12 protein-coding genes and 1 pseudogene are annotated in these 15,179 nt (G+C 44.3%); 4 read left to right on the forward strand and 9 right to left on the reverse strand.

What is annotated here, in order from left to right:
* Positions 1–471 precede the first annotated feature (471 nt).
* The 3 genes from rpsA to AB7E53_RS09740 form a co-directional block, all read right to left on the reverse strand.
* On the reverse strand, positions 472–2,274 hold the full coding sequence (gene rpsA / locus AB7E53_RS09730) for a 30S ribosomal protein S1 (RefSeq protein WP_179399775.1): 1,803 nt from the start codon (positions 2,272–2,274) through the stop codon (positions 472–474).
* 102 nt (positions 2,275–2,376) lie between these two features.
* Positions 2,377–2,742: a hypothetical protein gene (locus AB7E53_RS09735; RefSeq protein ID WP_446775394.1), complete on the reverse strand. Its 366-nt coding sequence runs from the start codon at positions 2,740–2,742 to the stop codon at positions 2,377–2,379.
* A 3-nt stretch (positions 2,743–2,745) separates the two neighbouring features.
* The gene (locus AB7E53_RS09740; protein WP_068184545.1) at positions 2,746–3,300 is read right to left on the reverse strand and encodes an RNA polymerase sigma factor; all 555 of its coding nucleotides are present in this window, start codon (positions 3,298–3,300) and stop codon (positions 2,746–2,748) included.
* Between the two features lie 164 nt (positions 3,301–3,464).
* Here AB7E53_RS09740 and AB7E53_RS09745 point away from each other — a divergent pair, with 164 nt between their 5' ends.
* Positions 3,465–3,872 (forward strand): DUF6249 domain-containing protein, encoded by a 408-nt coding sequence (locus AB7E53_RS09745; protein WP_079684178.1) that lies wholly within the window; start codon positions 3,465–3,467, stop codon positions 3,870–3,872.
* Positions 3,873–4,015: 143 nt separating this feature from the next.
* On the opposite strand, the gene AB7E53_RS09750 is transcribed toward AB7E53_RS09745, so the two are convergent.
* From AB7E53_RS09750 to AB7E53_RS09765, 4 genes are read right to left on the reverse strand one after another with little or no spacing between them, the layout of a single operon-like run.
* Positions 4,016–5,596, reverse strand: a complete 1,581-nt coding sequence (locus AB7E53_RS09750) for a peptide chain release factor 3 (RefSeq protein WP_446775396.1) — start codon at positions 5,594–5,596, stop codon at positions 4,016–4,018.
* A 24-nt stretch (positions 5,597–5,620) separates the two neighbouring features.
* Positions 5,621–6,496 (reverse strand): dTDP-4-dehydrorhamnose reductase, encoded by an 876-nt coding sequence (gene rfbD, locus AB7E53_RS09755; RefSeq protein WP_446775397.1) that lies wholly within the window; start codon positions 6,494–6,496, stop codon positions 5,621–5,623.
* Positions 6,497–6,523: 27 nt separating this feature from the next.
* Positions 6,524–7,072 (reverse strand): DUF4924 family protein, encoded by a 549-nt coding sequence (locus AB7E53_RS09760; RefSeq protein WP_446775399.1) that lies wholly within the window; start codon positions 7,070–7,072, stop codon positions 6,524–6,526.
* Between the two features lie 3 nt (positions 7,073–7,075).
* Entirely contained in the window at positions 7,076–7,996 is a 921-nt protein-coding gene (locus tag AB7E53_RS09765) for a Mur ligase family protein (RefSeq protein WP_179399779.1), read from the reverse strand.
* 171 nt (positions 7,997–8,167) lie between these two features.
* Here AB7E53_RS09765 and AB7E53_RS09770 point away from each other — a divergent pair, with 171 nt between their 5' ends.
* Positions 8,168–9,025 (forward strand): MBL fold metallo-hydrolase, encoded by an 858-nt coding sequence (locus AB7E53_RS09770; RefSeq protein WP_446771976.1) that lies wholly within the window; start codon positions 8,168–8,170, stop codon positions 9,023–9,025.
* 24 nt (positions 9,026–9,049) lie between these two features.
* Here AB7E53_RS09770 and AB7E53_RS09775 read toward each other — a convergent pair whose 3' ends face one another.
* On the reverse strand, positions 9,050–9,691 hold the full coding sequence (locus AB7E53_RS09775) for a carbohydrate-binding family 9-like protein (RefSeq protein ID WP_179399781.1): 642 nt from the start codon (positions 9,689–9,691) through the stop codon (positions 9,050–9,052).
* Between the two features lie 6 nt (positions 9,692–9,697).
* The gene (locus AB7E53_RS09780; protein ID WP_446775401.1) at positions 9,698–10,354 is read right to left on the reverse strand and encodes a LysE family translocator; all 657 of its coding nucleotides are present in this window, start codon (positions 10,352–10,354) and stop codon (positions 9,698–9,700) included.
* 170 nt (positions 10,355–10,524) lie between these two features.
* Between AB7E53_RS09780 and purL the strand changes: the two genes are divergently transcribed.
* A complete protein-coding gene (gene purL / locus AB7E53_RS09785; RefSeq protein ID WP_446775403.1) occupies positions 10,525–14,214 on the forward strand; it encodes a phosphoribosylformylglycinamidine synthase in 3,690 nt (1,229 codons plus the stop codon).
* A gap of 286 nt (positions 14,215–14,500) precedes the next feature.
* A pseudogene (locus AB7E53_RS09790) lies at positions 14,501–15,179 on the forward strand (hypothetical protein); the annotation flags it as partial.

Consider the following 15,179-nt stretch of genomic DNA (forward strand, 5'->3'; position numbering starts at 1 on the left):
CTGTGATCCCAAAAATTACAAGGAACTATTACCTCATAACTGGAAAAAGTAATCTAAAAAATTATCTTGCTAAAGCTATAAATAGAATAATACTATTTTAGCACACGTACTACACCGAATACTTACTGGTCCAACGATTAGTTGACCTGGGTCCAACGAATAGATCCTAACGAAGAAAATGCTTAAGATAGATTAGTTTGCGGGTTAAATACAGAGAGGAAACACCTACTCTATAAACGGGGAACTATAACAAGCAGGAGGCAGACACATACAATCCGTGGAGAGGAATGGTGACAGATGACAGATCCACGGCATCTGTCACCACCCATCTGTCATTGGCAAAAGCCGCACCAGTAAAGGGATTCGGACTAATTTATGATAGATGACAGATCGTTTGGCAATAAATCGGTTACAGACAAAAAAGAGGAGATCTCCAACGGAGACCTCCTCTTCTATATTTAAATCAGAAGATTACTTTCCAGAAAGTTTTTCTTTCAAAGCAGCAAGTTCTTCAATGTCGCCCAGTGTAGTTTTTTCTACAGAACCTGTTACAACCTGATTTCCTTCGTCTTCTTTCTTGTTACGCTTAGCAGCAGCTGGTTTCTTTTCGCCTGCAGCAGCTTCCTTCTTAGCACCCTTTTGCTCATCTTCGAAAATACGGCTGTGAGAAAGGATGATACGTTTTGCTTCCTTGTTGAATTCGATTACTTTGAATTCCATCTTTTCTTCGGCAACAGCTTGTGAGCCATCTTCCTTTACAAGGTGTTTTGGAGTAGCAAAACCTTCAACTCCGTAAGGCAAAGATACTACAGCACCCTTATCCAATACTTCGATGATTGTTCCTTCGTGTACTGAACCAACTGTGAAGATTGTTTCAAATACATCCCATGGATTTTCTTCCAATTGCTTGTGACCTAAGCTCAAACGACGGTTTTCCTTGTCGATTTCAAGAACCTGAACTTCGATTTCGGCACCAATCTGTGTGAATTCGCTTGGGTGTTTGATTTTCTTTGTCCAAGAAAGGTCAGAGATGTGGATCAAACCGTCTACACCTTCTTCGATTTCTACGAATACACCGAAGTTAGTGAAGTTACGAACCTTAGCAGCATGCTTAGAACCTACAGCGAAACGTGTTTCGATGTTTTCCCATGGATCAGACTTCAATTGTTTGATACCAAGAGACATCTTACGCTCGTCGCGATCCAAAGTAAGGATTACAGCTTCGATTTCGTCGCCTACCTTCATGAAATCCTGAGCACTGCGCAGGTGCTGTGTCCAAGACATTTCAGATACGTGGATCAAACCTTCTACACCTGGAGCGATTTCGATAAATGCACCGTAATCAGCCATAACAACTACTTTACCCTTTACTTTGTCGCCAACCTTCAGGTTTGCATCCAAAGCATCCCATGGATGCGGAGTAAGTTGCTTCAAGCCAAGAGCGATACGTTTCTTTTCGTCATCGAAGTCAAGGATAACAACGTTGATCTTTTCGTCCAATGTAACGATTTCTTCCGGATGAGATACACGACCCCAAGAAAGGTCGGTGATGTGGATCAAGCCGTCAACGCCACCCAAGTCGATGAATACACCGTATGAAGTGATGTTTTTAACAGTACCTTCAAGTACCTGTCCTTTTTCAAGCTTAGAGATAATGTCTTTCTTCTGTTGTTCAAGTTCAGCTTCGATAAGAGCCTTGTGTGAAACAACCACGTTCTTGAATTCCTGATTGATTTTAACAATCTTAAATTCCATAGTCTTACCAACAAATACATCGTAGTCGCGGATTGGCTTCACGTCGATCTGAGAACCCGGTAAGAATGCTTCGATACCGAATACGTCTACGATCATACCACCCTTTGTACGACATTTGATAAAGCCCTTGATGATTTCGTCTTTCTCAAGCGCTTCGTTTACACGATCCCATGAACGGGTAGCGCGGGCCTTCTTGTGAGAAAGGATTAATTGTCCTTTTTTGTCTTCCTGACTTTCGATGTAAACTTCTACTTCGTCGCCTACCTTAAGTTCAGGATTGTAACGGAATTCTGCCATAGACACAACACCGTCTGATTTGAAACCAATGTTAACCACAACTTCACGTTTGTTTAACGAGGTTACAGTACCCATAACAACCTCTTTGTCCTTTACGGTGCTCAAAGATTCGTCATAAGTTTTTACAAGATCATCTTTACTTACATTACCGTAAGTTTCGCCTTGTTCGAATACATCCCAATCGAAATTGTCGACCGGAACAATGTTCTTCAAATTTTCCATTCTTTAATTGTTACTACTGTTTGTTAATTAGTAAATTGGACATTATATTGTCATATCTCAAAAACTGGGTGCAAATTTAATCCTTTTTTTCTGATTAACAAGCTATTCCGATTCACTTTTTTGATGTTTGCGCCTAAATAAAACACGTAGTTTATAGTCGGCAAACAACAACAATGCAACCAAAGCGGCAATGAAAAGATAGAAGATGGTAACAGGCTGATCCGGCATGGCGATGCTTGGAAATACAATTTTGGTATACAACATACCCAACACTGCCAAAACAACCAGCACAAACGAGGCGGCACAAACGGCTATCAATCCCAGCCGCTCCGCTCTTTTCCGTTTTTTGGCTGCCTCAGCAAATACCCGCCCCATCAGATCGGAACGAAACGAGGGCGATAAAGAACCTTTGTCGAGTTGTTTGAAAAGGTTGTTTAACAGTTCGGTTTTATCGGAAGTAGTGTTCATACGTTAATCCTCCATTTCTTTTAATAACACAAATAATTTTTTACGGACCCGGTGCATGCGTGTTTTAACATTAGACAATGTAAGACCGCTGATAACCGAAATTTCGTCCATACTTTTCTCCTGCATATAGAACAAAAGTATGAGTGCACGCTCGTCGGCAGGTATTTTGCCGAGAGCCTTTTCAAGCCGTTCGATCTGCTCGTTGTTACGGATCAGTCCCAGGGATTCATTCACCTCGTCTTCCGACACATTGGAAAGCTGCTCCTCTTCAATGGCAAGGTACTCATATTTTGTCTTCCTTGTATAAGATACCGCCGTATTGTAAGCAATACGGTAGATCCAGGTCGAAAAGCTGCAATCCCCCTTGAACGACTTCAACGATTGGAATACTTTAACAAATACATCCTGCGTAAGCTCCTCCGCATCTTCCCTGTTATGCACCACCCTATAGATAAGAGCATGCACCTGGTTACTGTATTTATCCAGCAAACAGGCAAAGCAGGATGTATCTCCGGAAAGGACACGTTGGATGTAATATGTATCTGTATATAGTTCCATCTATAATCTATGGACGCAAGTTACATCGTTTGGTTACACGGATACAGAAAAATTGTAAAAATAAAAAAAGTTTTTAGTATTGAGGTGTCCGGTTGTAACCTTCGGGAAGCAGGTGCGTCAAATAAGGCAAAGGATTAAAACAAATCAATTAAAACAGTACAACTATGTTAGACTTTATTATGGTGCCAACAGTAATGGCAATTATCTGCGCCGGAATATACGGCTTGTTCGAACTCTTTGTAAGACGTAACGAACGTATGGCGATTATCGAAAAGATTGGCGACAAGCTGGATGCTTCGGCTTTTGAAGGTAAACTGGGTCTGCCCAGCTATACCAAGAAGTATTCATTCTCAAGTCTGAAGGCCGGACTGCTTTTGGCGGGAATCGGACTGGGTCTGCTGGTGGGCTTCCTGATCAACATCAACGCCTTACCTTACAACCAATTCGGAAACGACTGGAACATGCGCGAAGTTTCGGGCATTGTATACGGGGCATCGGTTTTGTTCTTTGGAGGTCTGGGACTGATTCTTTCTTTCATTATTGAGATTTCCATGTCTAAAAAGAAAGACTGAACGGTAAAGAAATGTGTGTTTAACGTTTATGATGCGGGCAGGACAAGAGGAGTCCTGCCGGCGAAAAGCTAAACAGGCAACCAAGGGTAGAAAACTACTCAGGCTGCCTGTTTTGATCATATAATCACGTCAAACAATTTCGATCAGAACTCGGACGTAAAATGGAACTTAATTTGCGGAAAATCATTCTGCGCCATCATAAGCACATAGCCCGAATCGGCCAGATATACATCTCTGCCTTCGCGGTCTACAGCCATATATTGAGCCTTCCTTTTCTTGAAATTCTCAAGCACCTGGGCATTGTCGCTTTCAATCCAACAGGCTTTGTAAAGACTGATCGGATCCCAACGACACTGCGCTCCGTATTCGTGAAGCAGACGGTATTGAATAACTTCAAACTGAAGCTGGCCAACGGTTCCGATAATCTTGCGGCCGTTGAACTGATTTACAAACAGCTGGGCAACACCTTCGTCCATAAGCTGGTCGATTCCCTTATTCAACTGCTTGGTCTTCATCGGATCATCGTTCTCGATGTATTTGAACATCTCGGGTGAGAAGCTGGGTAACCCTTTGAAATGAAGGTCTTCGCCGGCTGTAAGGCTATCGCCTATCTTAAAGTTTCCGGTATCAGGTAAACCTACGATATCTCCGGCAAACGCCTCATCCATTATCTCTTTCTTCTGAGCCATGAATGCTGTGGGACTGCTGAAGCGCATCATCTTTCCGTGACGCATGTGTTTGTAGTTGGCATTTCGCTCGAAACGGCCCGAACATACTTTCACAAAGGCGATACAGCTGCGGTGGTTCGGGTCCATATTGGCATGTATCTTGAAAACGAATCCTGAAAAGGTATCCTCTTCCGGCTCCACTTTACGTTCGATTGCCTGAACCGGACGAGGGGAGGGAGCGATGCGGACAAAGCAGTCGAGCAACTCTTTTACCCCAAAGTTATTGAGTGCCGAACCAAAGAACACCGGAGCGACGTCTCCGGCCAGGTAAGTGTTTACATCAAACTCGGGATATACCCCTTCAATCAGTTCGATGTCGCTACGCAATTTAACAGCCAGAGGTGCTCCGATATGGTTTTCCAGTTCGGGGCTGTTGATATCCTTAAATTCAATATTTTCTGTAACGAACTGCTTACTGGGTGTATACAGGTTCAGCTTTTCTTCAAAAATATTGTACACACCCTTAAAGCGCTGTCCCATATCGATGGGCCAGCTCAGGGGACGTACATTGATCTGAAGCTCCTCTTCGATCTCGTCCAGCAAATCGAAGGGATCCTTTCCGTCGCGGTCCAGCTTGTTTACAAAAACAATAACCGGTGTTTTACGCATACGGCATACCTCCATCAGTTTTCGGGTCTGAGCCTCCACCCCTTTGGCGATGTCGACCACTATGATAACACTATCCACCGCCGTAAGGGTACGGAATGTATCTTCGGCAAAGTCCTGGTGACCAGGAGTATCGAGAATGTTGATTTTATAGTCGTCGTAATTGAATCCCATCACGGAAGTAGCAACCGAGATTCCACGTTGCTTTTCAATCTCCATCCAGTCGGATGTAGCGGTTTTCTTGATCTTGTTTGATTTTACCGCACCGGCCACGTGAATGGCTCCCCCAAACAGCAGAAGCTTTTCGGTAAGGGTTGTCTTTCCGGCATCCGGGTGACTGATAATAGCAAACGTTCTTCTCTTTCTGATCTCTTCTGAAAACTGACTCATTTCTATATAATATAATGTATAAACTTAATTTGATGCGGCTAATCTTTCCAGACAGTTCCGCAGACTGGTTTCCCAATGGGGAATCTCCAGCTGATAGACATCTTTGATCTTGCTCTTGTCCAATACACTGTAGTGTGGACGGCGGGCCTTGGTTGGATACGAATCCGAGCCCACAGGGAACACCTTGCAGTCCGTTATCCCGGCCAGCTGATGTATCTTTACCGTAAAATCGTACCAGCTGCATACGCCTTCGTTGGAGTAATGATATACTCCGGCCCGGAAGCTACCTATTTCTGCATTTTCAATCACAGAAAGCATCGCTACAGCCAGATCGGCGGCATAGGTTGGCGTACCTACCTGGTCGAACACCACCGTGAGCTTCTCCTTTTCTTTACCCAGACGAAGCATCGTTTTCACGAAATTATTGCCGAATGGTGAATAAAGCCATGCCGTACGTATTACCACAGAGTCTTTGCATACGGCAAGAAGCGCCTCTTCTCCGGCCAGCTTCGAGCGGCCATAGGCAGAAACCGGACAAGTCTGATCGTTTTCGCGGTAAGGCTTGCAGGAGGTGCCGTCAAACACATAGTCGGTCGACACATGAATTACCTTCGCTCCCACCCGGGCGGCTGCTTCGCCAAGATTTGCCACGGCATCGCGGTTGATCCGGTCGCACAAGGCACTGTTATCTTCTGCGGCATCCACTGCGGTATATGCTGCACAATTTAATACATAATCTATCTTGTTGGATACCATGTAAGCCTTTACAGATTCTTTATCGCAGATATCCAAGGTATCTACATCGGTAAAGAAAAAGTTAAATTGCGGATGGAGCTGAGCCAGTAGTCTCACTTCGTTGCCCAACTGACCGTTGGCTCCTGTAACCAATATGTTTTTCATACGATTCGTTTTTAACAAGGATGTTTCTTATTCCTCTATTTCTAATTTCCCCTCCTTCTCCATACGATACTTCTCGGATAAGATACCCAGAAAACTGCTGATCTGCTTAATGGCCTCCATCGTCTGGTCGCTTACCGGCTTTTGCTGCATTTTCAGCAGGATGTAACCGTAAATAGCCGAAAAGCAGGTCTCCAGTTCGGGTATATTAGTCTGCCCCGATTTACTCCTCAGCTCCACAATATAAGGCAATGTCTTGTAATAGGCTGCACCGTATATCATCTCTTTAGGCGATCTCAATAACCGCAGATGAAGATCGGTAAGCGTTATGATCACATTCTTATTTAATTGGATATGTCCCTCTTCCTTTACCCCTTCGGCAAGCATCATCTGGATCAGCTCTTCATACCAGCGGGCAATCTCCTCTTTCACCTCTGCCGGCTGATCATACCGTTCCACCACCTGTTTACGGATGGCATCCAGATCAAAATGGTTGGCACGGATCAGGTCTTCAACCTGCCACATATACAGCAGATACTCAGCTATATTTTCTTTCCGTTTCTGATTCGCTACAATCATAGGCTATAATGATAAACTATATTCTGAAATTGCTTGATAAAAATCGGAATCTTTCACCCCGAGGTGACGACAAACAAGCCGTGCCGCACTCATATTTTCTAAAAAGAAACGATCCGGGATACGTACCGGGTAATTCCCATACCGGGTAATAAGTTGCATTGTTCCCTCTGTTTCTTCCGCCACATGGCGTTCGTAAGCAATGGCTGTGATATCTTCGCGTACATGCTGAGCAAGCTCCGAAACAACCTGATCTTCTCCAAAAAAGATTAGTTTACCTTCCCGTTCGATGGATAACGTGAACCTTTTATAGGTATCCAGGTAGGCTTCGGGTGTAGCATGATCGGGCGTTGCTTTCCACTGAATATTTGAAAGGACTGCAATATGGGGTCTGTAAAACTCCAGCTGAAAACGTTTCTCGAGTGCAGATGTAGCATGTTCGTCTCCTTCGATCAGGGCAATACGAGCCTGATAACTCAGCCCGATTCTGCTGGGTAGCAACGATATTTCACTACTTAATGCATAATCAAACGCAAGTTTCTGCCTTTTCAGGGCATAGATAATCATCGAGATGATCGATTTCTTACCTCGGCTTCCTGCTACTACAACCCGGGTCTTCTCTCTCGTTCGCTGATAAATAAATTCAGGGATAGATTGGATGAGAAGGCCAAGTTCCTTTGCCTTTTGTAATTCGGGGTTGTCTTGCTTTACGCCTGCCCCCAAAACGACAAAATGGATATCTTTTGTAAGAGTTGAAGGAAACCATCCGTCACCGGCACAAACAATGCCGGCACTACGCAACCGAAGCCGATCGGCTTCGGACACGTCTTTCCCTGAAGCAGTAACCTCGTATCCCTTCTCTCTGATAGCAAGAGCCAAATCAAGAACAATAGGTTCTGTAACAGAGATTAAATGAACTTTTCGCATTTCTCAGATTTTGCTGCAAAAGTACGATTAAATAGCGAAGAAGGCAACCCATGGAGTCGCTTTTTAATAAAAAGCTTCGCTATCCTTTTAAACTTCCCTATATTTACAGGTCAAAGCCGCTTCGATTAAAGAGGGGGCATATAAGGATCATCTCAAATCAGCTGAAGTTGTATGAAAATTGAGCTAATTGAAAGCGGTTACTTCCTGGCAGACGGAGGAGCTATGTTCGGAGCCATCCCTAAGTTGGCATGGAAAAGACGTTATCCCTGCAACGACGAAAATCAATGTCGTCTCACCATGCGGTGCGTATTGGTAAGAACCGGATGCGGCAGGGTGATATTGATCGATACGGGCGCCGGCAACAAACAACTAAAGGCTTTGTCTTATTATAAATTCTCGGAGTTGATTGATCTGGAAGAGGCTCTGCTAAGCAAAGGCGTGACGGCAGACATGGTGACGGACGTGGTACTTTCGCATCTGCATTTCGACCATTGCGGATATGCAACGGTAAAGGATTCACCCTCTCATTCGGCACGACCGGCCTTCCCCAATGCCACCTATTGGGTTGGCGAGACCCAATGGAACAACTTTATCCACCCCACCCCTTTGGAAGCAGATGCCTATTTCCCTGAAAACCTGCTGCCTGTTGAGGAATCGGGGAAGCTTTCCCTTGTATCTGAAGACACCGATCTGTGCCAGGAGGTATCGTTGCGTCTGTACAACGGCCATACACCCGGTCAGCTTGCCGTATACATGAATCATCCTTCGGGTACCGTAGTATTTGCCGGAGATGTGATCCCGCTGGCCGCTTCGGTATCCGCAGAGTGGATTTCGGCTTACGACACCTATCCTGTAATATCCTATCACGAAAAAGTACGTATGCTTGAGGAGGCTGTACAGCAAAAACAGATTTTGATCTATTGCCACGATGCCTATACGGCCTGCAGCACCATAAAAAAGATAAATAACTTTTACAAGGTGGATAAAAAAATAGCATTGCAGGATGGTGAGCTCCCGCAATGCCAGTAATTAAATTCGTTTTACGTATCCGGATTAAAAATAAAGCTCTCCGAAAAACCGCGGACAATGGAAGTCGGGTTCCGGAAGGTCGATGGGATTCCAGCTTACAAAATGTGGATAAGCCGTATTATCGGCACATTTATAGAAGTTGGCCATGATCTTCTCCGGCAGGAAATTCGGATCCAGCCCCATCAGCGAAAATGGGATGGCAACAATCAGTTCCCACGACTGCACACCTTGAATTTCATCAAAGGCGGTGTGCTTGAGGGAGGATTGTCTTCTGATGCGTGCATACTCCTCTTCTGTGAGAGACGTTTTATCCTGACGTGAACGTCTTCGTGCCGCATCGCAGGTGCCAATACAGTTGAACTCGAAATTCATGTAAGTAGACTCACCCGGAACCTGCATGAAGAACTCAACACAGCTATCCTGATGTACAGGTGAATTATCAGCCATATGGATAGCACGCAGCGAATTACCCTTTACAAAGTAACGGATATACAAATCTTTATCTCCTCTTGCCACATCAAAAGCGACAATGGGCTTATAGGGATAAGCATCCCAATTTATGACGTCAATACTTTCGCGATGGGCTTTTTCTTCCATCAGAAAACCGATGGATGTTAAATCGAGGACATCTAGTGTCTTCAAATAAGGAACCTTTAATCGTTTCATTTCACTTTAATAGATATGAAGCATTGGCAGATTAAGGAAAGAGGGCCATATTACAGAAACTGCTCCCAAAATAGAAAGCGCAACGATAATAAAACCAACAATCCTGTTCATAACACCAATCCCCCGGATATTAAACCACTTTCTTAATTTCGATATTATATACGTAATAAAAAACCACCAGCTAATCGCTCCAATACCTATCCCGCCTATACCCATTGCTAAGGTCCAGACAGAATGTTCGGGCAATACAAATCCGAACCGGGCGAAAAGGCCTATATAAAGGAGGACTATAAGTACATTGCTAAAGGTAAGGAAAAAGGCTGTAATAAAATCTTGTGTAAAGGAAAGTTTTTTCTCCTGCTGCTTGCGAAGACTTCGTACCGGATTGCTTTGATAAATATAATATCCGAATACCCCCAGCACAATACTGCCCAGCAACTGAAGTGGCGCCTGGTTTGCTTCCACAAAGGTTACCACTACACCCATACCAAGACAGGTAAGTATCGCATAGACAATATCCGACAAAGTAGCACCCAAACCGGTTACCAACCCATGTAAACGACCTTTGTTTAAGGTCCTTTGCACGCATAGCATTCCAACAGGCCCCATGGGGGCAGAGACTAAAATTCCTATAATTATTCCTTTACTTACGATTCCAAGCATGTTAAAAATGAGTACCTCCGATTGTTTTCTGAGTGCAAAGATAGTTTCTTATCTCGGTTTAAAACACAAAATATGGCACATTAGCAGTTATTAAGAAAGCTTTTCACTATCTTTGCACCTTGTTCAAGGGCCCTTGGGCCGTCAATTGATTATCCTAATAAATCGACGATATGATTCTATTTTTCAAGTCTTCAACACAAACGGTATTGGCTGTAGAAACAGCTGCTCCTTTCTCAAACGAAGATGTCCAGAAACTTATCTGGTTATTCAGCCAGGCTACTCCTCTTCAGTCCGAAACCCTGGAAGGCTGGTATGTAGGTCCCCGACGCGAAATGATTACTCCCTGGAGTACCAACGCGGTGGAAATCACTCAGAATATGGGAATTTCAGGAATCCTCCGTATTGAAGAATATTTCCCGGTTGCTTCGGGAAATGCAGAACACGATCCGATGTTGCAACGTATTTACAACGGACTGACACAAGATATCTTTAAGATTAGCAAGCAGCCCGATCCGATTGTGTATATCGAAGATATTGAAACATACAATAAACAAGAGGGATTGGCTCTTAGCGAGGATGAGGTGGTTTACCTTAACGAAGTTTGTCAGAAATTAAACCGTAAGCTTACCGACAGCGAAGTATATGGCTTTGCGCAGGTAAACTCCGAACACTGCCGTCATAAAATATTCGGTGGTGTTTTTGTTATTGACGGAGAAGAAAAAGAAAGCTCTCTATTCAACCTCATTAAAAAGACATCTGCCGAAAACCCCAACAGACTGGTTTCTGCATACAAAGATAACGTAGCGTTTAATGAAGGTCCGGTTGTTGAGCAATTTGCTCCGGCAAGTGGCGACAAGCCCGATTATTTTACAATCAAAGATATTAAAACCGTAATCTCCCTGAAAGCGGAAACACATAACTTCCCTACCACCGTAGAGCCTTTTAACGGTGCGGCGACTGGTACAGGAGGTGAAATCCGCGACCGTCTGGGTGGTGGTAAAGCAAGTTTGCCTATTGCCGGAACTGCGGTTTATATGACTTCGTATCCTCGTACCGAGGGTGCCCGCTCATGGGAAAACATTCTGAATCCGCGCGCCTGGTTATATCAGACTCCGGAGCAGATATTGATTAAGGCTTCCAACGGAGCTTCCGATTTTGGAAATAAATTCGGACAACCGCTTATTTGCGGCTCGGTGCTTACGTTCGAACATGCCGAAAACAATAAAGAATATGGTTACGACAAGGTAATCATGCTTGCAGGGGGTGTTGGTTACGCAAATATGCGTGATGCCCTGAAAGGAAATCCCGCTCCGGGCGAGAAGGTGGTTCTGCTGGGTGGCGACAACTATCGTATCGGTATGGGTGGTGGTGCCGTATCGTCGGTTAATACCGGTCAGTTTACAAGCGGCATTGAGCTTAATGCGGTTCAACGTGCAAATCCCGAGATGCAGAAACGTGCGGCAAACGTAATCCGCACCATCTCAGAATCAGATAACAACCCCATCGTATCTATTCACGACCACGGTGCCGGCGGTCACTTGAATTGCTTGTCGGAATTGGTTGAAGCTACCGGAGGACATATCGATATGAGCAAATTGCCAATCGGTGATCCGACTCTTTCTGCTAAGGAAATTGTAGGAAACGAGAGTCAGGAGCGAATGGGAATTCTTGTTCCTGAAAAAGAAATTGAAATGATGAAGCGTATCGCCGATCGTGAACGTGCCCCAATGTACGTGGTTGGTGAAACGACTAATGATATGGAATTTGTATTCGAACAGGCCGATGGTGTTAAACCCATCGACATCAAGCTCGAATATATGTTTGGTAAAGCACCCAAAACGGTGATGACCGATAGTACGGTTGTAGAATCGTTCGAACCGGTGGTTTATAAAGAATCGGAGCTGCATCAATCGCTTGAAAACGTGTTGCAGCTTGAAGCTGTGGCATGTAAAGATTGGTTGACAAACAAGGTGGACCGCTCAGTAACAGGAAAGGTTGCCCGTCAGCAATGTCAGGGAGAGATTCAGTTACCGTTAAGCGACCTGGGAGCTGTAGCATTGGACTATCGCGGCAAAGCGGGTATAGCTACATCAATCGGCCATGCGCCGCAGGTTGCACTGGTTGATCCGGCTGCCGGATCTGTAATGGCTATTGCCGAATCGCTGACCAACATCGTGTTCGCGCCTCTTACCGACAAGCTTGAGGGTGTATCCCTAAGTGCCAACTGGATGTGGCCGTGCCGCAACGAAGGCGAAGATGCCCGTTTGTATGCTGCGGTTGAAGCGGCTTCGGATTTCGCCTGCAGTTTGGGAATCAATATTCCTACAGGTAAGGACTCATTGTCGATGACACAAAAATATGGTGATGAAAAAGTTTTATCACCCGGAACTGTAATCATCTCTGCCGGAGCTGAAGTTAGTGATGTTAAGAAGATCGTATCACCGGTGCTGGTACACGATAAAAACACATACATATATTATATAGACTTCTCCTTCGATTCTCTCAAACTAGGAGGCTCTGCTTTCGCTCAGACATTGAATAAACTGGGTAACGAGGTTCCAACAGTTAAGGATGCCGAATATTTCCGCGATGCATTCAACTCGGTTCAGGAATTGATCGAAAAGGGACTTGTACTTGCGGGTCACGATATTTCGGCCGGTGGTATGATTACCACATTGCTGGAAATGTGCTTTGCCAATGTTGAAGGCGGACTTGAAGTCAACCTGGATACAATTGCCGAAGAAGATATTGTTAAGATTCTGTTTGCCGAAAATCCGGGTATCCTGATTCAGGTAAGAAATAAGAAAGAGGTAGAAAAGCTGTTGGAAGAAAACGGCGTAGGCTTTGCCCGTATTGCTAAACCAACAGACGAACGTCATATCCTGGTTTCGAAAGAGGGTGTTCAATATCATTTCGGAATCGACTATATGCGTGACGTATGGTATGAATCTTCTTACAAATTAGATGTTAAGCAGAGCGGATCGACCTGTGCAGGCAATCGTTTTGAAAACTATAAGATGCAGCCGATCCAGTATAAGTTCCACAAGAACTTTACAGGCAAGCTCTCTTCGTATGGTATTTCGGCCGATCGTCGGACGCCATCGGGTGTTAAAGCGGCTATTATCCGTGAAAAGGGAACCAACGGCGAACGAGAAATGGCTTACGCCCTTTATCTCGCTGGCTTTGATGTGAAAGATGTTCATATGACCGACCTGGCTTCCGGCAGGGAAACACTGGAAGATTGCAACTTCATCGTTTTCTGCGGCGGATTCTCTAATTCGGACGTACTGGGATCTGCCAAAGGATGGGCCGGAGGTTTCTTGTACAACGAGAAAGCAAAAAAGGCACTGGATAATTTCTATACACGTAAAGATACAATGAGTCTTGGTATTTGTAACGGATGTCAGTTGATGGCGGAGCTTGAATTGCTCTATCCCGAACACGAAGTGAAACACAAGATGGTTCATAATGATTCTCACAAATTTGAATCGGGCTTCGTAGGATTGGAAATTCCTAAAAACAATTCGATCATGTTGGGATCTTTATCCGGAACCAAGCTGGGTGTCTGGATTGCACACGGAGAAGGAAAGTTCTCGTTCCCATACGAAGAAAAGGAATACAACGTGATTGCCAAATACAATTACGATGGCTATCCTGCCAACCCGAACGGATCACCATATTCCGTTGCCGGTGTTTGCAGCAAAGATGGAAGACATCTTGCTATGATGCCTCATCCGGAACGGGCCATTTTCCCTTGGCAGTGCGGTTACTACCCCAACGATCGTAAGGAAAACGATCAGGTTACCCCATGGATCGAAGCATTTGTAAATGCACGTAAATGGATTGAAACTCACGCATAAAATAAAGCAATCTATAGAAGAGCGGCTCCCCTTAAAAGGCAGTCGCTCTTTTTTCATAATTCGACCGAAAAGAGCTCTGGAATGCTTAATCAATCGGAACAATCGTATTTTATTACTTGTTTTACAATTATATGAATTAGATTTGCGCATTGGTGTGTAACATTTTTGTAACACATATTATTTACTCTTGTAACACCATCGCAATAAGTGTGAAACGAATATGCTGTTACTTTGCCCTCGGAAAAGTGATTAGAATTATTTATTCACAGTAACCAACAAAGTTAGGATGAAATCAGGAAAAATTTTTGTATCAATGCTATTGGCGTTGTGTCCTCTGTTGGGTTTTGCCCAAGAACCAGAAAACGACCAGGAACAAAGAATTACGGCTCTGGAAGAACAGAGCGAAACATTGGATAAGCTCGTTAAGGGATTAAGTAAATTCAAAGCTTCAGCTTATATACAGGGACAGTATCAATATGGTGAAGAAGATGCCTCTCTTAAAGTTGGCGACAAGAATGAAAATGCTGATGCAGGCTTTAACCGCATAGGAATAAGACGTGGTCGTATCAAGTTCGAATACAACGATGGGCTAGGTACCGGGGCTGTTCAGATTGAGGTGAACGACAAAGGAGTAAGTTACCGGGATTTATATATCGGAGTGAAAGATCCCTGGACAAAAAGGAGCAGCTTGACTGTCGGAGTTTTTAACCGTCCGTTTGGATACGAAATTCCTTATTCAACGAGTAACCTTGAAAGTCCGGAGCGTGCTACAATCATACAGGATTTCTTTCCCGACGAGAGAGACTTGGGAGCGATGCTTACTTTGCAACCTGTTAAGGAAAGCAAGTTTTATTTTCTAAAGCTGGAGGCCGGTCTTTTTGCAGGAAATAGCATCAATAAAGAAACCGATAGCCGCAAAGACTTTATCGGACGTCTGGGTGCCGAAAAAACAATTGGAGATTATG

This window comes from Macellibacteroides sp. (assembly GCF_050251695.1).
Taxonomy (GTDB): Bacteria; Bacteroidota; Bacteroidia; order Bacteroidales; family Tannerellaceae; genus Macellibacteroides; species Macellibacteroides fermentans.

Bases quoted from the DNA above. Each gene is read 5' to 3' on its own strand.
- purL (WP_446775403.1), top strand. From the start codon at position 10,525: ATGATTCTATTTTTCAAGTCTTCAACACAAACGGTATTGGCTGTAGAA.
- AB7E53_RS09735 (WP_446775394.1), bottom strand. From the start codon at position 2,742: ATGAACACTACTTCCGATAAAACCGAACTGTTAAACAACCTTTTCAAA.
- rpsA (WP_179399775.1), bottom strand. From the start codon at position 2,274: ATGGAAAATTTGAAGAACATTGTTCCGGTCGACAATTTCGATTGGGAT.
- AB7E53_RS09750 (WP_446775396.1), bottom strand. From the start codon at position 5,596: ATGAGTCAGTTTTCAGAAGAGATCAGAAAGAGAAGAACGTTTGCTATT.
- AB7E53_RS09775 (WP_179399781.1), bottom strand. From the start codon at position 9,691: ATGAAACGATTAAAGGTTCCTTATTTGAAGACACTAGATGTCCTCGAT.
- rfbD (WP_446775397.1), bottom strand. From the start codon at position 6,496: ATGAAAAACATATTGGTTACAGGAGCCAACGGTCAGTTGGGCAACGAA.
- AB7E53_RS09770 (WP_446771976.1), top strand. From the start codon at position 8,168: ATGAAAATTGAGCTAATTGAAAGCGGTTACTTCCTGGCAGACGGAGGA.
- AB7E53_RS09760 (WP_446775399.1), bottom strand. From the start codon at position 7,072: ATGATTGTAGCGAATCAGAAACGGAAAGAAAATATAGCTGAGTATCTG.
- AB7E53_RS09745 (WP_079684178.1), top strand. From the start codon at position 3,465: ATGTTAGACTTTATTATGGTGCCAACAGTAATGGCAATTATCTGCGCC.
- AB7E53_RS09765 (WP_179399779.1), bottom strand. From the start codon at position 7,996: ATGCGAAAAGTTCATTTAATCTCTGTTACAGAACCTATTGTTCTTGAT.
- AB7E53_RS09740 (WP_068184545.1), bottom strand. From the start codon at position 3,300: ATGGAACTATATACAGATACATATTACATCCAACGTGTCCTTTCCGGA.
- AB7E53_RS09780 (WP_446775401.1), bottom strand. From the start codon at position 10,354: ATGCTTGGAATCGTAAGTAAAGGAATAATTATAGGAATTTTAGTCTCT.